Raw genomic sequence first — 22,355 nt, 5'->3', positions numbered from 1 at the left:
CGACGGCTTCGACGACGGGATATGCAACTGAGTGACGATCGGTGGGGTCAGGGACCTCGCCGCGCAATCGGAGGATACGGAATGGCAGCTGATCAGATACCGGCGATATCGGACATTTCGCGGCCGCCGAGACAATTGGTCGATGCGCTTGCGGCGATCGGCTCGGCGACGCTGGCCAGCGAACTCTACCACAAGATGGGCATTCGCGACCCGCAGATACGGGGCCCGCGTCCATTGAGGCTGGGCCGCACGGCGGCGGGGCCTGCTCTCACGCTCCAGTGCATGCCGAAGCGCGAGGATCTCTACAACGAGACCGAATATGAGGAGCCGGAGCGGCAGTTGCACCGTCACGTGCTCTATCCCACGCAGCCGGGCGACATGGTGGTGGTCGATGCGCGCGGCGATCTGGGAAGCGGCATCTTCGGCGAGATGATGCTGACCTATTTCGCCGGGCGCGGCGGGGCCGGCGTGGTTGTCGACGGCTGCATCCGCGATTCCGCCCAGGCGGCGGCTTTGGACATCGGCATCTGGGTGAGGGACGTCACGCCGAATTTCCACGCCCAAACCAACATCGTGCCGTTCGCCGTCAACGTCCCCATCGCCTGCTCGAACGTGCTGGTCATCCCGGGCGATATCATCGTCGCCGACGATGACGGCGTGGTCGTCGTGCCGGTCGCCCTTGCTCCAAAATTGGTCGAGCTCGCCGGCGCGCATATTGAGTGGGAAGAGTTTTCGCGCTCGCGCCTGGCGCAAGGGGGAGACCTGCGGAAATACTATCCGTTGAGCCCCGAGGGCGAGGCCGAATACCGAGCATGGCGGCATGCTCAACAAAAATGAGTGGTGCCGGACGGGAGGACAATAGGTGTCTGCAATTGAGATAGAACAGCTCGGCAAGAGCTTCGGCGCCGTGGAAGTTTTGCGCGATGTCAATATCGAGATCGCCAGTGGCGAGTTCGTGGTGCTGGTCGGTCCGTCAGGCTGCGGCAAGTCAACGCTGCTACGCATGATCGCCGGGCTGGAAGAGCAGACGACCGGCGAGATCCGCATCGGCGGGCGTGTCGTCGACGAGATGCCGGCCAAGTCGCGCGACATAGCCATGGTCTTCCAGAGCTACGCGCTCTATCCGCATATGAGCGTGGCCGACAATATGAGCTTCGCGCTTCGACTGGCGAAGGTCCCTAGGGAAGAGATTGTCTCGAGGGTCAAGGCGGCGGCCGAAATCCTTGGCCTGCAGGATCTGCTTGGCCGCATGCCGCGGCAGTTGTCCGGCGGCCAGCGCCAACGTGTCGCCATGGGCCGCGCCATCGTGCGCGATCCAGCCGCTTTCCTGTTTGATGAGCCGCTTAGCAACCTCGATGCCAAGTTGCGTGTCAAGATGCGCGCCGAAATCAAGAAGCTTCACCAACGGCTCGGCCGAACAAGCATCTATGTCACGCATGACCAGACCGAGGCGATGACGCTCGCCGACCGCATCGTGGTGTTGAACAAAGGCCGGATCGAACAGATCGGCAGCCCCTCCGAGCTCTACGAGAACCCAGCCAATCTGTTCGTCGCAAGCTTTATCGGCTCGCCGGAAATGAACCTGATCGAGGGCCGCATCGACAACGGCGCATTCGTCGCCGATGACAGCTTGCGCTTACCCTTGCCGGCGGATGCTCGGATGGGCGACAGGGATGGGGTAGTTTACGGGATTCGTCCGCAGCACATTTCGGTTGGTGGCAACCACTCTCAGGCGAGGGTGCAAGTGGTCGAGCCGACCGGTGAGGCCCAGGAGCTTACATTAAGTGCAGGTGGAGTCGACCTCGTGGCCGAGGTGCGGGATCAGCCGCCCTTCAAACTTGATCAAGAGGTTGGGTTGGAGATCATGGTATCCAAGGTGCATCTGTTCGATGCTCGTAGTGGCACCAGGATTGCTTAGCGCGCGCTGACGGGCGAAAAACAGCCCATCCCATCATGCCCTTCATCAGTTGCCACTTGCTGCGAAACCACCGGTGATCGCCGTTTGCCCATCGGCCGTCACGGCAATCGCCCGCGGCGCTCCGGCATGACCAGGATCTCGGCACCACGCGTTGTTACGCCACAGAGGAACGGACCGCGTCAGACATAGTGCGGGCGTCGTCCTCGTTGCACCCCGGGCCATTCCGTGCTCCGTTAGCGCAGCGCCGCCGTTGCGGGCACCAAGCTTGCCGGACCGGCCATATCGTCCACACCGTTCGAGGCAATCATATGACCCAGAATATGGAAACCGATCCCTTCAACGTCTCGATGCGCAAGTTCCTGAAGCAGGTCGGCGTGACTTCGCAGCAGGCAATCGAGAAAGCCGTGGCGGAGAAGGGCCTGAAAGGACAGGGCCGACTGACCGTGAGGGCCGTCATCACCTCGGAGCCGGCAGGCTTGCGCCATGTCGTCGAGGGCGAGATCGATCTTGGATGAGAGCTGCGGCTTGATCGGGGTCGGCGGCTATTTGAAGAACCGTATCTGCCCGGCCGGCGATGGATCGTATCCGCCAAGCTCGGCGGCGCGGCTGGCGAAGATTTCCTGCCGCAGGAAACGCAAGAGCGCCTGGATCGGTTGCTGGAAGTAGGTCCGCTGCCGCATCAGGAGATCGAAACTTTCCCAGGCCAATGGAACGAAATCGAGGCCAGCGGCGCGTGCGGCCGCGCGCGTAGCAATTCCGCAATCGGCCCTGCCAATGCGCACGGCAGCCGCGAGATCAGGTCCGGTCAGGCAGGGCGGCTCCAACCGGTTGACGTCGTCTTGTTTCGCGCCGGAGTCCGCCAGCAATTGCGTGAGCAGCATGTCCGCGCCTGCGCCGCGTTGACGAACCGCGATGCGTGCGCCGGTCGCAAGTACGTCGGTCAGGTTGTTGAGCGATTTTGGATTGCCTGGCGCGAGCAGCAGGCCTTGCTCGCGGCGGGCGAATCCGACCAGCACCGCATCGTAAAGCCGCGGTCTGGTCGCAATCGCGGCGACATTCGGGTCCGGGTCGGGGCTGTGGAAATGAATCGCGGCGACAGACACCTCGCCGCGCAGCAGGCGTGTCACGCCGGCTTCCGTGCCTTCCGTCAGAAAGGCCAGGCCGGAACCTGACTGGCGCAAAGCCCATTCGAGCAGGTCGTCCTGGCTGCCACCGACGATCGGCGGCGGCTCGGATTGGGTCATTCCTGCAGGCCGGACCAACCCCGACATGACCCAACGGTCGAGTTCATGCCGCGGAAACAGCCACTTGCCCGCCACCTTGCTGCACGGGATACGCTCCTCCGCGATCAGCTCATAAAGCTTGCGCTCGCCAATGCGCAGATAGTCGGCGGCTTCGGACGTCGTCAGCAAATCCATCCTGCATTGATATGCATATTCCTGTTCAGGTTCAAGGATTTGACAGTGACGGAGGAGTTGCAGGACATTGACGCCGGACAGGACTGCGAGGAGCAATGTCGGAAGGGCTCGGCACATGGCAACTGATCGCGGGCGGCGACGCCACGCTGTTTGCCATCGTGCGCCTGTCGCTCGCCGTGAGCCTTTCGGCTGTCGCGATCGCCATGGTCGCAGGCCTTCCGCTGGGTGCAATTATCGCGCTGGCGCGCTTTCCCGGTCGTTCGGCGATCGTCGTGCTGCTGAACGGTTTCATGGGCCTGCCGCCGGTGGTGGTCGGGCTGACGGTCTATCTGCTGCTATCGCGATCCGGGCCGCTGGGTGAATTCGGCCTCTTGTTCACACCCGCCGCCATGGTCATCGCGCAGGCGCTATTGGTGCTGCCCATCATTGCCGCGCTGACTCGCCAGACGGTCGAGGATCTGTGGCGCGAGTACCGTGAGGAACTGACTGCGATGCAGGTCGGGCCGGCGGGCTTGGTCGCCACGCTTTTGTGGGACGGCCGCTTCAGCCTCGTCACGGCTCTGCTCGCGGGTTTCGGCAGGGCGGCGGCCGAGGTCGGCACCGTGATGATCGTCGGCGGCAACATTGATGGCTTCACCCGCACCATGACGACGGCAATCGCACTTGAAACCTCGAAGGGAAATCTGCCGCTCGCCATGGGGCTCGGCCTGATGCTGATTTTCCTCATCTTGCTGATCAACGCCGCCGCCTGGGGCGTGCGAGTTTGGTCCGAGCAACGGGCTGGCTAGGGATGCGGGCTGCTCAGAGCGATCTTCCACTTGTCTTCGATGACGTGTCGCTGGTCGCCGGTGCGACGACCATCCTGGACCGGGTGAACCTGACGATCGGGCCGCGCGCGCCGACTCTGGTCGTCGGCCCGAACGGGTCGGGCAAAACCTCCCTGCTGCGGCTCTGCATGGGGCTTGTTGCACCTTCTGCTGGAACCCTGACTTGGGGGGGGCGAACGTTTTCCCCGCCGACACGGCGTGCAATCCTGTTCCAGAAGCCGGTGATGCTGCGCCGCTCGACGGCCGCGAATGTCGCCTATGCACTGGCTCAAGCCGGCTGTCCGCGTCGGCTCCGGGCCCCGCGCGTGGAGGAACTGCTCGAGCGCGTCGGTCTTCTCGATCTCGCGGCACGTCCGGCACGGCATCTCTCCGGTGGCGAGCAGCAGCGGCTGGCCCTCGCCCGGGCCCTGGCGCGCCAGCCCGAAATCCTGCTGCTCGACGAGCCGACAGCCAGCCTCGATCCGGCGGCGACGCGTTTTGTCGAGCAGATCATCATCACGGCTGCCCAATCGGGCACGAAAATCATCATGGCGTCGCACCATCTCGGCCAAGTGCGCAGGATCGCGGCAGACGTCGTCTTTCTGCTCCGGGGGCGCGTTTGCGAGCATGCCGACGCCGACGACTTCCTTGACCGCCCCGCGACCCCGCAAGCCGCTGCCTTCGTGCGCGGCGAGCTCGTGCTTTGATCAACTGGACCGAGATTGAGATGCTGACCCGCCGAATATTCTCTGCGCTTGTGGTGCTTCTGATGCTAGCAGGCGGCGCGCCTGCCCAGGACCAGTCGATAGTCGTGGCGTCGACGACCTCGACGCAGGATTCCGGCCTGTTCGATCACATCCTGCCGCTGTTCGAGAAGAAAACCGGCATCGGCGTGAAGATTGTCGCTCAGGGCACCGGTCAGGCGCTCGACACCGGTCGGCGTGGCGATGCCGACGTGGTCTTCGTCCATGCCAAGGCGCAGGAGGAGAAGTTCATCGAGGAAGGCTTCGGGGTGAAGCGCTTCGACGTGATGTACAACGACTTCGTCCTCGTTGGCCCCAAGAGCGACCCGGCGGGCGTCAGCGGGACCAAGGACATCGCAGCCGCGCTGATCGCCATCAAAGCCAAGAAGGCGGCCTTCGTGTCGCGTGGTGACAGGTCCGGCACCCATTCGGCCGAATTGGGTCTGTGGAAGACGGCCGGCATCGACATCGAGGCGGCCAGGGGCCCGTGGTACAAGGAGATCGGGCAGGGCATGGGGGCGGCGCTCAACGCCGCGGCAGCCATGAACGCCTATACGCTTTCCGATCGTGGCACTTGGCTGTCGTTCAAGAATCGTGGCGAGTTGGACATCGCCGTCGAGGGTGACAAGCGGCTGTTCAATCAGTATGGCGTGATGCTGGTGAATCCTCACAAGCATCCAAGCGTCAAAGTGGAGGCCGGCCAGCGCTTCATCGATTGGCTGATTTCTCCGGAAGGCCAGAAGGCGATCGGAGAGTACAAGATCGACGGCCAGCAGCTCTTCTTCCCGAACGCGCAGCGCGGGCGTTCCTGAAGCTGGTTGCAAACAGGCTCGCGTCTGCTTCAATATCGCGCCATGACGAGAACGTTTTCTTCGACGGGCCCGCTGACTCCCCTGGAAGCGGCGCTCGACGCGCTGCTCGATGGTGTAATGCCCGTCACCCCCCGCTTGGTGCCGCCTGAACAAGCCTTGGGCTATGTCGCTGCCGGGATGCCGCCTGTCGTGCCGGCTCAGCCTGTGCGAGATATCGCTGCCATTGACGGCTGGGCGTGTCGCGCCCTCGACCTCGTGGGGGCATCAGCCTATTCGCCCTTAGTTTTGCCGGTCGCGCCGATCTGGGTCGAGACGGGTGAGGCCATGCCTGAAGATCGCGACTGTATGCTGCAGGCCGGCCTCGTCGATTGCAGTGGACCGATGATCCAAGCAGCAGCTGAAGCCGTGCCCGGTCAGGGTGTGCGCCGGGCGGGCGAGGATATGGCGGCGGCCCGCCCGCCAATGCTTGAGGGAAAGGCGATCGGCGTCGCCGACCTGCTGGTCGCCCGCAAAGTGGGACTGAGCCAGCTTGCCATACGGAGCCCGCGCGTGCGCGTGATCGATGTCGCTGCCGACAGCCACGAGACATTCTCCATGCGGCTCGTGGTCGAGAGTCTGAGTGCCTCGGGCGTTTCGATCGTCGGTATAGAGACCGTAGAGCGCGACGCGGCATCGATCATTGTCGCTCTTGATGGCGAGGCCTGCGATTTTCTGCTCCTGATCGGCGGTACTGGCGACGGCCACGCCGACGTGACCGCCGAGGCTCTTGCGCGGCGCGGGGTGTTATTTAGGCACGGCATTGCCTTACGGCCCGGTGGGACAACGGCAATAGGCCGGCTCGGCAAGACACCGGTGGTCGCATTGGCCGGATCGCCGCACCAAGCTTTCGCCGGGTTCCTTGCGCTTGTCCAGCCAGTCCTGGACCGCCTGTCGGGCAGATCTGAACGGCCCGGCATCATCTTGCCGCTCTCGCGGAAAATCTCATCCGCGGTCGGACTTTACGAGCTCGTTCTGCTCGGGAAGGAAAGGGACATGTGGACGCCGCTCGCGGTCGGCGACTTTTCGCTGGACGCGATGCGGCTTGCCGACGCCTGGCTTGCGGTCCCGGGCGATAGCGAAGGGTATGCCGCCGGTACGCCCGTCTCCGCCTTTCCGCTCCGCAACTTTTGATCGAGTGAGCCGCTATGACGAATTCTCCATCATCGGCCCGGCAGAACAGCGGGCAGGAGCAGTTCCTGACGATATTGTCGCGCGAAGCTGCGCTGGCTCGCTTCGAGGCAGCGCTGTTTCCCCGCCCGTTGCCGACCGAGACGCGGACGCTGGCCGACGCGCTCGGGCTGGTTCTTGCCGAGGACGTGGCGGCACCGGGCGACGTGCCGCCCTTCGACCGCTCCAATGTCGATGGCTTCGCGGTACGTGCGGCCGATCTGGCTGCCGCCTCTGAAACCCGTCCCGTTCGGCTTGAGCTGAATGCGGAAGCGATTGCCTGCGGCACGGTTCCGCAACTCCCCGTTCTGACCGGAACCGCCACGCCCATCGCAACCGGCGGGCCGCTGCCGCGTGGCGCGGACGCCATCGTCATGGTGGAGCATACGCATCCGGTGGGGTTGAGTGCCATCGAGGTGGGGCGCGGCATCTCGCCCGGCCAGTTTGTCTCCAATGCAGGATCCGACATGGCGCGAGGAGAGGTCGTGCTGCGCACCGGAACGCAAATCGGCTCGCGCGAAATCGGCATGCTCGCCGCGTGCGGAATCGCACAAGTGGCCGTGGCGCGCAGGCCAAGCGTGGCCGTGCTCTCCACTGGCGATGAACTCGTTCAGCCGGGCGAGCCGCTGCGGGCGGCCGGCATCTATGATGCCAACGGACCGATCATCGCTGCGGCGGTCACTGAAAATGGCGGCGAAGCGCATTTTATCGGCGCCTTCCCGGACGACGAGGCAACGCTTGAGACGGCTATGCGCGAGGCGCTCGCCGCCCACGACGTAATGATCCTGTCGGGCGGCACGTCCAAAGGAGCAGGGGATATCACGCATCGCATTATCGGCCGACTGGGCAAACCCGGCATCATCGCCCACGGCGTGGCGCTGAAGCCCGGAAAGCCGCTTTGCCTGGCGGTGTGCGGGGGCAAGCCGGTCATCGTCCTGCCGGGATTTCCGACCTCGGCCATGTTCACCTTCCATGACATGGTGGTACCCGCCCTGCGGCGCATGGCGGGGCTGCCGCCGCGCGTCGATGCTCAGGTCACCGCAAGCCTTCCGTTGCGGGTTCCTTCCGAACTCGGACGGACCGAATTCGCGATGGTCTCCCTTGTGCAAGGGCAGGGAGGATTGACGGCCTATCCGACTGGTAAGGGCTCGGGAGCGATAACATCCTTTACCCAGGCGGATGGCTTCATCCGCATCGAGGCCCTGGCCGATCACGTGCCTGCCGGTGCCGACGTAGCGGTGACGCTGTTCACGCCGCGGGTCCGCGTTCCCGACCTCGTCGTCATCGGCAGTCATTGCGTCGGCCTCGATCTGGTCGTTGGCGAACTTTCGCGTCGCGGTATTTCGGTGCGCTCGCTGTCTGTGGGAAGCCTGGGCGGTCTTGCGGCGGCCAAGCGCGGCGAGTGCGATCTCGCTCCCATCCATCTCTTCGACCCGAAGACGCGGAACTACAACGCGCCCTTCCTCGGTGACGGTCTCGAACTCGTGCCAGGCTGGCGCCGCATGCAAGGTTTGGTGTTCCGCCGAGGGGACGAGCGCTTCGAGGGCCTCGGCGCGGAGGATGCGGTCCGTGCCGCGCTCGCCGATCCCGATTGCATGATGGTCAACCGCAACCAAGGCTCGGGAACGCGTATCCTGATCGACCAACTCCTCGGCGCGGAACGCCCGGACGGCTACTGGAACCAGCCGCGCACACACAATGCCGTGGCCGCGGCGGTAGTGCAGAAGCGCGCCGACTGGGGCGTCACCATTGCGCCGGTCGCGCGTGCGGCCGGGCTCGGTCTTATCCCGTTGACCGAAGAGCACTACGACTTCGCGCTGGTTTGCGCGCGAAAGGATCAGCCCGCGGTGCACGCGTTCCTCGAAGTCCTCCAGGCCGACGAGGTGCATTCGGCGCTGGAGCGCGCGGGGTTCAGCCGGCCGGGTTAGCGGCAAGCAACGCGGCCAGCCGCTCGGCTTCGGCGAGGTCCTCGACTGTGTTGGCGTTGAAGAACGGGTCCACCGGCTCTGCCGGCCAGGATACGGTGGCAAGGCCGTAGCGACTGGTCCACCGGTCGATCTTGCGCAGGCCCTCGTTGGTCAACGCATGCCGCAATTCGTCCCGCAGGGCGACTTTCCAGAGCCCGATGACCGGATGCGCCTGACCGCCGGACGCCGCCACCGCCAAATCCGCCCCCTCGGTCATGCGCGCCCGCTGGAGGCGTGCAACGAGATCGCGCGGCAGGAAAGGACAATCACCGGCGGCGCTGACCACCCACTCGACGTCGGGCCTGTTGTCCGCCGTCCAATCGAGCGCGGCGAGCATGCCGGCGAGCGGCCCCGGATAACCCTCGATCGTGTCGGCGACGACGGGCAGGCCAAAACGGGCGAAACGAACGGGGTCGCCATTGGCATTAAGAACGAGCCCGTCGCATTGCGGTCCCAGCCGTTCGATGACATGCTCGAGCATCGTGCGTCCGCCGATCACGCGCGTCGGCTTGTCCCCGCCGCCCATGCGCCGACCCAGACCGCCAGCGAGCACGACGCCCAACGTCATGGGCCGCTCAATCGTCATGCTCGGCACCCTTGCGGCGGTGGCGCGGCGCTTCCTCATCGACCGAAGCGATATCCTGGTCGAAGACGATCCGCTCCTGGCCCGAAAGTGCGGTGAAGCGCTTGCCGCGCGCCCGGCCGACCAGCGTCAGCCCCACTTGGCGGGCCAGCGCCACGCCCCAGGCGGTGAAGCCGGAACGCGAAACCAGGATGGGAATGCCCATCCGAACCGTCTTGATCGTCATCTCGGAGGTCAGCCGCCCGGTCGTGTACATGATCTTGTCCCCCGGATCGATGGCGTGGCGGTACATCCAGCCGGCGATCTTGTCGACAGCGTTATGGCGGCCGACGTCTTCCATATAGCAGATTGGCGTGCCCTCTCTGCAAAGGACGCAGCCATGGATCGCGCCTGCCTCCAGATAGAGCGACGGCATGGTGTTGATTTTGTGCGTCAGCTCGTAGAGCCAGGAGGTGCGAAGCTCAGCGGGCGGGAGCGTAATGTCTTCGATCGCCTCCAGCACGTCGCCGAAGGCAGTGCCTTGGGCGCAACCCGAAGTCTGCGTTCGCTTTCTGAGCTTCTGCTCGTAGTCGGTGTTGCGCTCGGTGCGAACGACCACGACCTGGAGGTCCTCGTCATACTCGACGTCCGTCACCACATCGGTGGGCAGAAGCATGTTCTGGTTCAGCAGATAGCCGAGCGCAAGATATTCAGGATAGTCGTTGACCGTCATCATCGTGACGATCTCCTGAGCGTTGAGATAGAGCGTCAGGGCACGTTCGATCGGTACGCGGACCTCTACCGCCGCGCCTGTATGGTCGACGCCCGCAACCAGCTCCGTCAGCCGTTGGTCTTGCGGATCGGGTGTGATGATAGCGTGTTCCGGTTGGCGTAGCATCAAAGGCATGGCAGTCTCCTGACGTCGTATTCTGGCTCGCGCCTGCGCTAGCTTGCCGTATCTTACAGGCTGTTCAACCGAAGCTGATTAAAAAAAGCCGGATTGATGCGATTACGAAGAAGCCGACACGCTCGTAGAGTGGGAATATAAATGGCGCAAATCTCGGATGACTGCTTCGCTTTCGGCGGACAGATGCGGCCCATCGACGAGACTGCCGCGCTGATCGCCTCGAAACTCAGCGCCGTAGAGGAGGTCGAGACGGTCCCGCTCTTGCTGGCGGATGGGCGCGTCCTGGCAAAAGAGATGGTGGCATCGCTGGCGCTGCCGCCCTTCACCAATTCCGCGGTCGACGGCTACGCCGTGCGAGGGGCAGATCTGCCGCAGACCGTCGAGACGGCATTCGCCGTTGCCGGGAGGGTTCAGGCCGGCATGGCGGCGAATGAACCTGTGCGGCCGGGCCAGACGGTACGCATCTTCACTGGCGCTCCAATGCCCGACGGGGCCGACACGGTGTTCATGCAGGAAGACGTGAGCATCGACGGCTCCGGCAGGATCCTTCTCCCGCCCGGCCTGAAAAAGGGTGCCAATGTGCGCCCTGCGGGTGAAGATGTCGCATTGGGCGAGACCGTCCTCCCGGCGGGCCATCGGATGCGGCCGCAAGATATCGCGCTCGCCGCCGCATTGGGGTTCACGGAACTCCAGGTTAGGCGCAGGATACGCGTCGCAGTGTTCTCGACCGGAGACGAAATCGTCGCGCCGGGAGACATGCGCGGACAGGCGCAGCTTTTCGACTCCAACCGTTTCATGCTGACGGCGATGCTCGCTCGACTCTGCTGCGACATCACCGATCTCGGTATCCTCGTGGACGATAGTAGCCTGATCGCTGAAAAGCTGAGCGAAGCGGCATTGAGCCATGACCTGATCCTGACTTCGGGCGGTGTGTCGACGGGCGAGGCAGATTGCGTGAAGGCCGCCGTCGAGAGTGCCGGAACCCTGGTGTTCTGGCGCGTCGCGATCAAGCCGGGCCGGCCGGTCGCCATGGGGGTGATCGATGGAACCCCGCTGATCGGACTTCCTGGCAATCCGGTGGCGAGCTTCGTCACCTTCGCGCATATTGCCCGCCCGGCAATCCTCGCCCTTGCGGGGGCCCTCCAGCAACCACCGACCCCGATCGCTATGCGGGCCGCCTTTTCCTATAGCAAAAAGCAGGGACGGCGCGAGTATGTGCGAGCAAGCGTACGCGCGGCCGCGGATGGATGCTACGAAGCGACGAAGTTTCCCAGGGAAGGCGCAGGACTGTTGTCATCCCTGGTCGCGACCGACGGTCTCGTCGAGTTGGGAGAGGAGATAGTCCGTGTCGAGCCAGGTCACACGGTCCAGTTCCTCCCCTATTCCAGTCTTATGTGAGCGCCGTCGGATCGCGTCCTCGAAACGAGAGCCGCAACCCAGGCTCGATTGACGCGGCCAGGTCCCGTCGGGCATCATGCCGACCATGATAACCACGGCGAAGCTGGATCTGACCGGGCTTAAGTGCCCTTTGCCCGCGCTCAAGACCCGCAAGGCGTTGAAAGCCTTGAGGCCAGGCGAGCGGCTCGAGGTTCACTGCACGGACCCGCTGGCGGTCATCGATATCCCCAATCTGCTCAACGAGATGGGCGAGCGACTTGAAGCGACGGAGCGCGACGGCGATCGCGTCGTGTTCATGATCGAAAAGACGCAGCCCGCGACGATGTGACGAGTTGCACCCCGTCGGCGGCGGCCCCAAGATTTGCGAGGCAATGCTTGCGCTGGTCGTGCAGGGGACATGTCGTGCCTCATAGTCGACATCCTGGTCCGCGGGGTATCGTTAAGAGGTAAGGGCGTTTCACTCGGGGAGGTGAGCACATGACGATCCAGGAACGACGGCCGCGTGATCGCGGACCAAAGGGCAGGCCGCTGGATGACGCCGCGCTCGCCGAGGTCCAGGCGCTCCTGGGCGCGCGCCAGCGACGGCGCGACTTGCTGATCGAATTCCTTCATCTGATCCAGGACCGATATGGCTGCCTGTCGGCGCGGCATTTGCGGGCGCTGGCGCAAGATATGCGCTTGTCGCAGGCCGAGGTCTACGAGGTGGCGACCTTCTACGACCATTTCGACGTTGTGAAGGAAGGCGAGATCCCGCCGGCGCCGTTGACAATCCGCGTGTGCGATTCAGTGAGTTGCATGCTGGCGGGCGCCGACACGCTCCTGGCCGAATTGCAAGCGGGCGCCGATCCAGCGGCGATCAGGGTCATGCGTGCGCCCTGCATGGGCCGTTGCGCTGGCGCGCCTGCCGCGCGTATCGGTGATCGCGAGGTCGACCAGGCAACCGCCGAGGGCCTGAGGCGCATGGCCGCGGCAGCGGAGACCGGTGTGAGCCTGCCCGATTATGTCGGGCTGGAGGCGTATCGGCAGGCGGGCGGCTACCAGCTTTTGCAGCGGATACGGATTGGGGCGCTGACCACGGACGAGCTCATCGCCACCCTGGGCGATGCAGGCTTGAGGGGTCTGGGCGGTGCGGGCTTTCCCGCTGGCAAGAAGTGGCAGTTCGTGCGTTCCTATCCGGGCCCGCGTCTGATGTCGATCAATGGCGACGAGGGGGAGCCCGGCACCTTCAAGGACCGCATCTATCTCGAGCGAGATCCGCACCGTGCCTTTGAGGGTGCATTGATCGCGGCGCACGCCGTCGAGGCGGAACGGATCTATCTTTACATGCGTGACGAATACCCTGCGGTGCTCGCCATTCTTCGTCAGGAGATCGCCGCACTCGAGGCCACCGGCATCGTCAAGCCGGGCTTCATCGAGCTCCGCCGCGGCGCTGGTGCGTATATCTGCGGCGAGGAGAGTGCGATGCTGGAAAGCATCGAGGGCAAGCGCGGCATGCCGCGCCACCGCCCCCCCTACATCGCCGAGGTCGGCCTGTTCGGACGACCGACGCTCAACCATAATGTCGAGACGCTCTGGTGGATCCGCGACATCGTCGAAAAGGGCGCGCAATGGTTCGCTGCGCAGGGCAGGCCCGGCCACCCTGGCATCCGCTCATGGTCCGTATCCGGCCGGGTGAAAAATCCCGGCGTCAAGCTGGCGCCGGCCGGCGTCACGGTACGCGAATTGATCGACGACTATTGCGGCGGTATGGCGGACGGTCATGAGTTCAAGGCCTATTTGCCGGGTGGCGCCTCAGGCGGCATCCTGCCAGCAGCACTGGGGGACATTCCGCTCGATTTCGGCGGCGATCTGGCCAAGCAGGGCGCCTTCGTCGGCTCCCATGCTATAGTCGTGTTCTCGCGGGCCGACAATATAAAGCAGGTCACGCTCAACCTCATGAAATTCTTCAAACATGAGAGCTGCGGGAAGTGCACGCCTTGTCGCGAGGGAACCGAAAAGTTGGTGGCTATCTTGCAGGAGCAGGGCCCGATGCCGGAAGATAAGATTCGCGACCTCGAAGCCGTGATGCGCGATTCGTCGATCTGCGGCCTGGGCCAGGCGGCGCCCAATCCGATCAACCATCTGCTGACGCATTTCCGGAGTGACCTCTGATGGCCGAGAGCGTGGTATTCACCCTCAATGGGCAAACCGTGAGCGCCGCCCCTGGCGAGACTATCTGGGATGTCGCCAAGCGCCAGGGAACAAAGATTCCGCATCTGTGCCATGTCGACATGCCGGGCTATCGTCCCGACGGCAATTGCCGCGCCTGCATGGTCGACATCGAAGGCGAGCGCGTGCTGGCTGCCTCCTGCGTTCGCCAGCCTTCCGCCGGCATGGTCGTGAAAACCGATACCGAACGCGCCCGCAAATCGCGCGAGATGGTATTCGAGCTTCTCGCAAGCAACATGCGACCGGCGAGCGACGGTCCAGACAACCAGTCGGCATTCTGGCAATGGGCCGGTTCGATGGGGATTTCGGGCAGCCGATACCGTTCCAAGTTCACCGAGGAGGGGCTAGCGCCAGAATTCGACATCACCAATCCGGCCATTGCCGTCAATCTCGACGCGTGCATCACCTGCGGCGCTTGCGTGCGCGCCTGCCGCGAGGTGCAGGTCAACGACGTGATCGGCATGGCCGAGCGCGGCAATCACTCGATTCCTGTCTTCGATATGCACGATCCGATGGGCCTGTCGACCTGCGTCACCTGTGGCGAATGCGTCCAGGCTTGCCCGACTGGTGCGCTCTACGAGAAATCGCTGATGGACGAGACCGGCAAGACGCGTGTCGTCCAGGCGTTCGACAAGGTCGTCGATACGGTTTGCCCGTTTTGCGGCGTTGGCTGCCAGACGCAGGTCGCTGTCAAGGACAATAAAATCGTCCAGGTTGACGGCCGTAACGGTCCGGCGAACGAGAACCGGCTCTGCGTCAAGGGGCGCTTTGGCTTCGACTATGTGATGTCGCCCGAACGGCTGACGAAGCCGCTGATCCGTCGCGACGACGCGCCGAAGGCCGGCGACATTGATCTGCGCAGTGTCGACCCGCTGACAGTGTTCCGCGAGGCCAGCTGGGAAGAGGCGCTGGAGCGCGCTGCCAGCGGGCTGAAACGCATCCGCGACCAGCATGGTGGCAAGGCGCTGGCTGGCTTCGGCTCGGCAAAGGGGTCGAATGAGGAGGCCTATCTCTTCCAGAAATTCGTCCGGCAGGGTTTCGGCACCAACAATATCGACCACTGCACCCGGCTCTGCCACGCCTCTTCCGTGGCCGCTCTGATGGAGGGCGTCGGCTCTGGCGCGGTCTCGGCGCCTTTCATGGACGCCATGAAGGCCGAATGCGTGATCATCATCGGGGCGCGGCCGGCGACAAACCATCCAGTGGCCGCCACCTATTTCAAGCAAGCGGCAAAGCGCGGCACCAAGCTGATCGTGATGGATCCGCGCGGCCAGGAACTGATGCGCCACGCCAGCTATGCGCTGCGCTTCAAGCCGGGCAGCGACGTGGCGATGCTCAACGCGCTGCTGCACGTCATCATAGAAGAGAGGCTCTATGACGAGCAGTACATCCAGGCCAATGTCTCCGGCTTCGAGGCATTGAAGGCCAAGGTGAAGGATTTTTCGCCCGAGGCGATGGCTCCCGTCTGCGGCATCGAGGCCGGTGTACTGCGCGAGGTGGCGCGCACCTATGCCAAGGCGGAGCGCTCGATGATTTTTTGGGGCATGGGCATTTCGCAGCACACCCACGGCACGGACAATTCGCGCTGCCTGATCGCGCTGGCGCTGATCACGGGGCATGTCGGGCGCGCCGGCACAGGCCTGCATCCGCTGCGCGGCCAGAACAATGTCCAGGGCGCCTCGGACGCGGGCCTCATCCCGATGTATTTCCCCGACTACAAATCGGTGGAGAATGCCGATATCCGCGGCCAGTACGAGAATTTCTGGGGCCAGACGCTCGACCCCAAACGCGGCTTGACCGTCGTCGAGATCGTCGACGCGATCCATGACGGCGAGATCCGGGGCATGTACATCATGGGCGAGAACCCGGCCATGTCCGATCCCGACCAGAGCCATGCGCGCGCCGCACTCGCCAAGCTAGAGCATCTGGTTGTTCAGGACATCTTCCTGACCGAAACAGCGTGGCATGCCGACGTGGTGCTCCCTGCCTCCGCGCATGCTGAGAAGCTCGGCACTTACACCAATACCAATCGGCAGGTGCAGATCGGCCGGCCGGCCGTCAACCTGCCGGGCGAGGCGCGGCAGGATCTCGATCTCATCATCGAGCTTGCCAGCCGCATGGGGCTGGACTGGAACTACAGGCACGTTTCGGACGTCTTCGGCGAAATGGCGCAAGTAATGCCGTCGCTGAAGCACATTTCCTGGGAGCGCATCGAACGCGAGGAGTCCGTCGTCTATCCTGCCGATGGTCCTGATGTTCCTGGCAACGAGATCGTCTTCACCACCGGGTTTCCGACCGCGGATGGCCGCGGGCGCATCGTGCCCGCCGACCTCCTGCCTCCCGACGAGGTGCCCGACGACGAATATCCTCTGGTGCTAACCACTGGTCGCCTGCTGGAGCACTGGCACACGGGCGCCATGACACGCCGCGCCGGGGTGCTCAACGCGATCGAGCCCTACGGCATTGCTGCAATGAATCCCTACGAGATCAAGCGCCGCGGCCTTGCGCAGGGAGACGTGATCAACGTGGAGACGCGGCGCGGCATTGTCGAAGCCATTCTGCGGGCCGATCGAGAGGTCGCCGATGGCATGGTGTTCATGCCGTTCTGCTTTAACGAGAGCCCGGCCAACATGCTTACCAATCCTATGCTCGATCCTTACGGCAAGATCCCCGAGTTCAAATATTGTGCCGCGCGGATCGTGCCGGCATCGAGATCGGTCGAAGCTGCCGAATGACGTTTGGAAACTGCCCGCGGAGGTGGTGTTGGGCGACGGCTGACTTGAGGAAGTCCATTGTCCGACGGCCGCCGGAATAGTCGGGCAGGCCCTCGCGAAGGCTTGCGACAGGTGGGAGGGGCGCTATCGCCGGCCAGATGTCAGCCATAGTTGTGCGGAACGCCCTCAACTCGGCGTTCTTCTCGCGAGGTTTGATTTGGCTGAAGGCGACGCGAAATGCCATCACCGGCCGACCAGCAGCAGCCTTCTGACGAGTGCTGCTGTTAGAGTGTTTCGTTAGGATAGACGCCCCAAAGGCGGGTTTGCCTGACGAAACCTGCCAGCGACTTGACCGCGACCCTGCACCATTGCCCGTCGCAGCGCACCAGTTCGACAATTACTTCCGGCGCCAGCCAGGCGGTGACGAGGCTGGAAACCGAAGGCTTTCGGCGCAGCGCGATCTTGTCCTTGCTCCATGGGGCGGTTACAGCGGTCCTTCGCCCCGAAAGAAGCGGACCGAAGACCCAGCCGGATGTTCCCTGCCAATCTCGCACGCGCCGCCAGTTTCCATATTCCTGGTAGATTTCAAGCGGAATCCTGGGCCGGACATAAACCCATTCGACGTCATATTGGGTGCCCGGTCCGACCCGCATATTCACAGGAGAACTCTTCAACGACGCGAAGCGGGGCAAGGCAATCCCATTGACAGCAGCTTGAGGGCCGGCCTTTGTGACAGTTGCAACACATAGTGCAGCGATGAGGCAACAACGAAGGACGCTACCCGTGACGAAAAAGCCGCAACCGGCGTCTTGATAAGTCGACGAGACGACGTTGCTCCGAGGCGCACAACCGCGGCGTCTCACAGCGAAGCCCCATGCGAAGGATCGAAGAGGGCTCGAGGACATCTTTCGATATTGCCGCGTGGTCCTGGTGAGACAACGTCGGGAGAGGCGAGTTGCAGCGTTCGCATGGGCGTTCGATCCCACCTACCGAGTGAGCGCGTAGCAATCGATTTTTTTGAGCGCCAGTCGCCCGCAAGCGCGCCACGCTTCCGACTTGTTATCGAAGCCGCCATATCGGGCGCGGTAGTACACATCGCCATCTTTTTCGAAGGCCTCGGTAAAAGCAGAAGTGTTCGAAAGCAGTTTTGGCGCTTTGCGAGCCGCGAGTGAAAGGATTTCACGAGCTGCGGCCTTGCTTGGCATCGATCCAATCTGGATGATCCATTGACCTTCTTGGGTGGAAGCGGTGCTGATCGGATCGATGGCATCGGCAGACAAGGCCTGCTCCCTGGACACATCGCCCATCGCCTCAGCGGCGAAAGCGGCTCGGGAATCGGCCACCTGGGCCGGCTTCCACGTCGGAGTGGGCACCGATGCGTTCGAAGCCGCGGAGGCGACCAATGCGCTTTCTCCGCCACGATCGATCCTGAACCGGTCCGGACCGTAGGAAGCCTTAGCCAGATAGCGGCTGATGAGACGCTTCATGCGTGCATCTCGGCTCCTGACCGTATGTCCGCCCATCACCACCGCGACGATGCTGCGGCCCTGCGCCTCGACGGAAGAAACCAGGTTGAAGCCCGAGGCATTCGTGTATCCCGTTTTGATCCCATCCACGCCCTTCACCCGGCCGAGCAGATGGTTGTGATTGCCGAAGCGCCGACCTTTGTATTTGAAGGATCGGGTGTTGAAGTAGGAATAATAGCCAGGGTGATGATCCCTGAGCGCCAGGCCAAGGCGTGCCATGTCGCGCGCCGTGGTCTTCTGGGCTGTGTCGGGCAGTCCGTTAGCGTTCCTGAACGTGGTGGAGGTCATTCCCAACTGTCGTGCTTTTTGCGTCATGAGACGTGCAAAGCCGACCTCCGACCCGCCGAGGAACTCGCCAATGGCCGTCGCGGCATCGTTGGCGGACTTCGTTACCAGCGCCAATATGACCTGTTCGACGGTGATCGTTTGACCCTGCTTCAGTCCGAGTTTGGAGGGAGCCTCGTTGGCGGCATTGGCCGACACCGGTATCGCCGTGCCTTTCGAGATCCTGCCGCTCTCGAGCGCGTCGAAGATGAGGTAGAGCGTCATCATCTTGGTGAGAGACGCTGGATAGCGCGGAGCGTCCGCATGATCTCTGTAGAGGGTCTTGCCTGTCTTGGCATCGATGACAATGCCTGAAAATCTGGAATTGGCCTGCACGGCGGAAGCAGAGGCGGCGCAAAACACGATGACGACCGAGATCCTCAAGGCGAATTTCAACAATGACGCCGGGAAGGCGACAAGCTTCTCCATTACCAGATACATCCGCCCGCCCGTCGCCGCTCCGTGTAAAATGTGGCCGGGCGAGCCGGCCATCGGATCACGAAGCTAGGCAGGCACCGTTACCAATTGGTTATCGCATTCTTAACGAGAGGCCTCAAATTGTCTCGGCTCTATCCCTCGATTCCGCACCAGATAAGGTCGGCCGCCGTGACGGTTCGCGGAACGCCGCACGGCTCGAGGCGCGCATCGATTGCGGCATCGACTACCAGGATGCTTCCGCGGAAGACAAGTCGATCTTGCTAGAAGATTCTATTCCACATCCTCAGGTCCGTACCCTAAGCGCTTGCTCCATCCTGTCGGCGATCTGTGTGACGATATAGGCAATCACCATGTAGATCACGACGGCAATCACGAAGGCTTCGAGATAGTAGAAATTCAACGCGGCGGTCAGTTGTGATTGCGCGAAGATATCGACAACCTCGATGGCGAATCCGAGTGAAAGCGCCTTCATGATAACCATCATCGAGGTTGTCAGATCGGGAATTGCTGTCAGGGCGACCTGGGGAAATAGCACCCGTCGAAACAATTGGCCCCTTGTATAGCCAAGCGAATAGGCTGCGTCTGCCTGACCGGTGTCAAAGGCGTTGAGGGCTCCTTTGATAATCTCGGCCTGGAACGCGGCGACACAGCCGGTCACCGCAATGACAAGGATAACCCAATTGGGCGTTTGGTGGGCGTTGAAGTCTATGCCAACCAATGAAAACAGAAACTGAAGCGCGGGGGGAAGACCGAAATAGGCGAGGAAGATCACGATCACCATCGGAACGCCCTTGAAGACGACCTTGTAGGCCATGACGAGCTCTCGCAGTGCGGGAATCCGTCTATATTCCACAAGCGCAAACAGGCTGCCGACCATCGTCGAGAGCACGAAGATCGTGAGGGCCATTGCAAGCGTTACGGGTACGGCGCCCAGAATTTCCCGCGAGTCCTGGAGCAGGATATCGGTCTCAAACATGGTCAAATACCCTTGTTAGGTCACACGCTCGCGATCAGTGTGTTCTTGATCTGAGCAGATGTCGTAGCCTCCGGTGCCTGCATCGGGGAACGAAGCTCGAAGAAGCGGACGATGAGCCATGCGATCAGGCACATCACCGAATAGATGACCGCCAGCACGAGATAGGTTTCGAACTGGTACTGATTATAGTCGCGCTCCATGATCAAATGCGCGGTCGCCATGACATCCGCCGCCCCGATGTACATCACCAGCGCAACGTTATGGATCAGGTAGATGACGGAGTTCCCGTAGCCCGGCAATGCGAAGTGCACTGCTTGTGGCCCGATGACCCGCGTGATTTTCTGGCGAAAGGTATATCCAAGACTGTCTGCCGCATCATGCTGGCCGCGATCGACGGCCAGATATGCAGGTCGCAGGACTTCTGACAGGTAGCCGCCGTGATAAAAGCTCAATGCCACCATCGCAGCGATCGTCGGCGAGAAAAAATCTTCGGAGCCGAACAGGATTACCAGCAAGGGAAGCCCGTAAAACGCAACGAACAATTGGAGGACGACGGGAACACTCCGGGCATAGGATACGTAGAGATCCGCCAGGTGACTGATCACTGGCACCCTGCGGACCCGGAGTGTTGTCGCAAGGAGAGCTAGGCAGAACCCAGCAATGAGGGCCGTAAAAGTGATGGCCAGCGTCAGCGGCAACGCCGAGAGCAACTCGGGAATCATAGCAGAAACGTCCACTTGGAACACTCCTTCTTGCAGTTCTGCCTCAACGCCGGCTGTCCAGATGCAGCTGAGGACGCCTTGTTACTTCATGTATTTCACGATGTCCTCGCCGAACCACTTCTGCGAGAGCTTGTCGATCGTGCCGTCGTCCTTCAGTTCCTTGAGCACCTTGTTGACGTCCTCGGCCAGGATCTTGTTTTCCGCTGACCGGTGAATCAGCATGTACGTGTTGTTGCTGTAGACCGGATCGGATGCGACGATATCGAGCTTCTTGTTGTCGATGACCGCCTGCTCACCGAGGTTAGACGGTAGAACCAATGCGTCGAACTTGCCGTTCTGAACTTCATCCAGGCGGTTCGGGTAGGGGATCCCGGCGCTCGATGCCGTGACGTCGAGCTTATATTGCGGATTCTCTTTCTGCCAGTTCATGATGAACTTGTAGGTTCCGCCACCTGCCGTGGTCGGAACGATCCTCTTGCCGACCAGGTCCTTCATTTCCTTTATGCCGCTGTCTTTCTTGCTGTAGATTTTCATCAGACTGGCGCCCATCGGGTTCTCTGGAATGATGAATTGCTTCTCTCGCTCGGGCGACTTGTAGTAGCCACCTACGGCGATGTCGTACTTCCCGGTGGCAAGGCCGGTTTCCTGGGCGATGTCGGAGACACCTTCCATTTCGAACTTGTACTGCGGCAGCTTCGCATTGATCGCCCTCAGAAGATCGGGCTCATAGCCTTGCGGTTCGACGCCGATCGCGCCCCAGGCCAGCGGCTTGGACTCGGCAGACGTCGCGATCTTGACCGTCCGGACGGCCTGACCATAGCTGATCCCAGCGGTTGCGAGGGTAATTGCGATGCCACCAGCGACGGCCAGGACATAGCGGCGGGAAAAACCGGATGTGATTGCAGACATTTCTTGGGTTCCCTACTTGTTGAGCTATTGAAAAGCGAGTTCTGACTGCAGGAATTGAGCCAGTCGTGGACTGGAAGGCGCGTCGAAGATTTCAGCCGGACTGCCGTCGGCGGCAACCACGCCACGGTCCATGAAGACGATCCGGTTCGAGATGTTCTTTGCGAATTGCATCTCGTGGGTCACAAGCAGCGACGTGATCCCTGACGACGTGACATCCTTGATCACCTTCAAAACTTCACCGACAAGTTCAGGGTCCAGCGACGACGTAGGCTCATCGAAGAGGATGACGTCAGGACGCACCGCCAGCGCGCGTGCGATGCCGGTGCGCTGGAGCTGGCCGCCCGAGAGCTGGGATGGATAGCTGTCTCGCTTCGACGAGAGACCGACCCGATCGAGCTCTCTGAGCGCGATTTCCTGCGCCTCTTCCCTGGATTTGCGCTGCACCACAACGAGCGGATCCATCACGTTCTGGAGGACCGTCATGTTCTTGAAGACGTTGAACTGCTGAAAGACCATCGCGGTCCTCAACCGGATCGCCTGGACAGCGGCCTTGTCGGCACGCTGGTAATCCATCCGAATCTGATCGAACGCGATGGTTCCTGACGACGGCTTGGCCAGATAGTTGATGCATTTCAGCAGCGTGGTCTTGCCGGTGCCGCTGGGGCCGATGATCGACACCACGTCACCCCGCTTTACCGAGAGATTGACGCCGTTCAGGACCTGCGTGCTTCCGTAAGACAGCTTTATATCTTTGAGTTCAAGCATTGCTGGTTGGCCCTTCGGAAAGTGTGGGACGGACTG

General features: G+C 62.4%; 21 protein-coding genes. 12 read left to right on the top strand and 9 right to left on the bottom strand.

Translation table 11 applies throughout. The features are described 5' to 3' along the window. Positions 1–81 precede the first annotated feature (81 nt). From FJ867_RS17265 to FJ867_RS17255, 3 genes are all read left to right on the top strand, one after another. Positions 82–837 carry a ribonuclease activity regulator RraA gene (locus FJ867_RS17265; RefSeq protein WP_140521326.1) on the top strand — a complete coding sequence of 252 codons (756 nt, stop codon included), beginning with the start codon at positions 82–84 and terminating at the stop codon, positions 835–837. A 25-nt stretch (positions 838–862) separates the two neighbouring features. Continuing rightward, on the top strand, positions 863–1,918 hold the full coding sequence (gene ugpC / locus FJ867_RS17260) for a sn-glycerol-3-phosphate ABC transporter ATP-binding protein UgpC (protein WP_140672421.1): 1,056 nt from the start codon (positions 863–865) through the stop codon (positions 1,916–1,918). A gap of 308 nt (positions 1,919–2,226) precedes the next feature. After that, the gene (locus tag FJ867_RS17255) at positions 2,227–2,433 is read left to right on the top strand and encodes a DUF6494 family protein (RefSeq protein ID WP_140499366.1); all 207 of its coding nucleotides are present in this window, start codon (positions 2,227–2,229) and stop codon (positions 2,431–2,433) included. Between the two features lie 27 nt (positions 2,434–2,460). On the opposite strand, the gene FJ867_RS17250 is transcribed toward FJ867_RS17255, so the two are convergent. Continuing rightward, positions 2,461–3,336, bottom strand: coding sequence for a helix-turn-helix transcriptional regulator (locus tag FJ867_RS17250; protein ID WP_140686162.1), 876 nt, complete (start codon positions 3,334–3,336; stop codon positions 2,461–2,463). Positions 3,337–3,431: 95 nt separating this feature from the next. Here FJ867_RS17250 and FJ867_RS17245 point away from each other — a divergent pair, with 95 nt between their 5' ends. The 5 genes from FJ867_RS17245 to FJ867_RS17225 all read left to right on the top strand — a co-directional run bounded on the left by FJ867_RS17245 (position 3,432) and on the right by FJ867_RS17225 (position 8,831). Beyond that, on the top strand, positions 3,432–4,124 hold the full coding sequence (locus tag FJ867_RS17245; RefSeq protein ID WP_140686161.1) for an ABC transporter permease: 693 nt from the start codon (positions 3,432–3,434) through the stop codon (positions 4,122–4,124). Between the two features lie 2 nt (positions 4,125–4,126). After that, positions 4,127–4,849, top strand: coding sequence for an ATP-binding cassette domain-containing protein (locus FJ867_RS17240; protein WP_140517407.1), 723 nt, complete (start codon positions 4,127–4,129; stop codon positions 4,847–4,849). 62 nt (positions 4,850–4,911) lie between these two features. Continuing rightward, complete coding sequence (locus tag FJ867_RS17235) at positions 4,912–5,697, top strand: extracellular solute-binding protein (protein ID WP_224519050.1); 786 nt, start codon at positions 4,912–4,914, stop codon at positions 5,695–5,697. Positions 5,698–5,739: 42 nt separating this feature from the next. Next, entirely contained in the window at positions 5,740–6,867 is a 1,128-nt protein-coding gene (locus FJ867_RS17230; RefSeq protein ID WP_140817999.1) for a molybdopterin-binding protein, read from the top strand. Positions 6,868–6,881: 14 nt separating this feature from the next. Beyond that, complete coding sequence (locus FJ867_RS17225; protein ID WP_140686159.1) at positions 6,882–8,831, top strand: molybdopterin biosynthesis protein; 1,950 nt, start codon at positions 6,882–6,884, stop codon at positions 8,829–8,831. Here FJ867_RS17225 and mobA read toward each other — a convergent pair. After that, entirely contained in the window at positions 8,815–9,456 is a 642-nt protein-coding gene (gene mobA / locus FJ867_RS17220; RefSeq protein ID WP_181168375.1) for a molybdenum cofactor guanylyltransferase MobA, read from the bottom strand. The genes FJ867_RS17225 and mobA overlap by 17 nt on opposite strands. Beyond that, complete coding sequence (locus FJ867_RS17215) at positions 9,446–10,330, bottom strand: formate dehydrogenase accessory sulfurtransferase FdhD (RefSeq protein WP_140686188.1); 885 nt, start codon at positions 10,328–10,330, stop codon at positions 9,446–9,448. The genes mobA and FJ867_RS17215 overlap by 11 nt, the downstream gene beginning before the upstream one ends. A gap of 150 nt (positions 10,331–10,480) precedes the next feature. Between FJ867_RS17215 and glp the strand changes: the two genes are divergently transcribed. The 4 genes from glp (at position 10,481) to fdhF (ending at position 16,680) form a co-directional block, all read left to right on the top strand. Beyond that, positions 10,481–11,737, top strand: a complete 1,257-nt coding sequence (gene glp / locus FJ867_RS17210) for a gephyrin-like molybdotransferase Glp (protein WP_140565614.1) — start codon at positions 10,481–10,483, stop codon at positions 11,735–11,737. 76 nt (positions 11,738–11,813) lie between these two features. Continuing rightward, positions 11,814–12,065 (top strand): sulfurtransferase TusA family protein, encoded by a 252-nt coding sequence (locus FJ867_RS17205; RefSeq protein ID WP_224671395.1) that lies wholly within the window; start codon positions 11,814–11,816, stop codon positions 12,063–12,065. Between the two features lie 149 nt (positions 12,066–12,214). Next, on the top strand, positions 12,215–13,888 hold the full coding sequence (locus tag FJ867_RS17200; RefSeq protein ID WP_140817998.1) for an NAD(P)H-dependent oxidoreductase subunit E: 1,674 nt from the start codon (positions 12,215–12,217) through the stop codon (positions 13,886–13,888). Then, entirely contained in the window at positions 13,888–16,680 is a 2,793-nt protein-coding gene (gene fdhF / locus FJ867_RS17195) for a formate dehydrogenase subunit alpha (RefSeq protein WP_140817997.1), read from the top strand. The genes FJ867_RS17200 and fdhF overlap by 1 nt, the downstream gene beginning before the upstream one ends. A gap of 263 nt (positions 16,681–16,943) precedes the next feature. Here the strand turns inward: fdhF and FJ867_RS29010 are convergent, their stop codons facing one another. The 6 genes from FJ867_RS29010 to FJ867_RS17165 all read right to left on the bottom strand — a co-directional run bounded on the left by FJ867_RS29010 (position 16,944) and on the right by FJ867_RS17165 (position 22,319). Then, positions 16,944–17,318, bottom strand: coding sequence for an SH3 domain-containing protein (locus tag FJ867_RS29010; protein ID WP_281405485.1), 375 nt, complete (start codon positions 17,316–17,318; stop codon positions 16,944–16,946). Positions 17,319–17,645: 327 nt separating this feature from the next. Then, the gene (locus FJ867_RS17185) at positions 17,646–18,938 is read right to left on the bottom strand and encodes a D-alanyl-D-alanine carboxypeptidase family protein (RefSeq protein WP_140817995.1); all 1,293 of its coding nucleotides are present in this window, start codon (positions 18,936–18,938) and stop codon (positions 17,646–17,648) included. 292 nt (positions 18,939–19,230) lie between these two features. Beyond that, complete coding sequence (locus FJ867_RS17180) at positions 19,231–19,923, bottom strand: amino acid ABC transporter permease (protein ID WP_140499342.1); 693 nt, start codon at positions 19,921–19,923, stop codon at positions 19,231–19,233. 20 nt (positions 19,924–19,943) lie between these two features. After that, positions 19,944–20,660, bottom strand: a complete 717-nt coding sequence (locus tag FJ867_RS17175) for an amino acid ABC transporter permease (protein ID WP_140499340.1) — start codon at positions 20,658–20,660, stop codon at positions 19,944–19,946. Positions 20,661–20,726: 66 nt separating this feature from the next. Further along, complete coding sequence (locus FJ867_RS17170) at positions 20,727–21,554, bottom strand: transporter substrate-binding domain-containing protein (RefSeq protein WP_140517391.1); 828 nt, start codon at positions 21,552–21,554, stop codon at positions 20,727–20,729. 24 nt (positions 21,555–21,578) lie between these two features. Further along, positions 21,579–22,319 carry an amino acid ABC transporter ATP-binding protein gene (locus tag FJ867_RS17165; protein WP_140559957.1) on the bottom strand — a complete coding sequence of 247 codons (741 nt, stop codon included), beginning with the start codon at positions 22,317–22,319 and terminating at the stop codon, positions 21,579–21,581. Positions 22,320–22,355: the final 36 nt, after the last annotated feature.

This window comes from Mesorhizobium sp. B2-5-3 (assembly GCF_006441005.1).
In the GTDB taxonomy this organism is placed as follows: Bacteria; Pseudomonadota; Alphaproteobacteria; order Rhizobiales; family Rhizobiaceae; genus Mesorhizobium.
The sequence above is the reverse complement of the archived record's forward strand: the minus strand, read 5'-3'. Positions and strand labels throughout refer to the sequence as shown.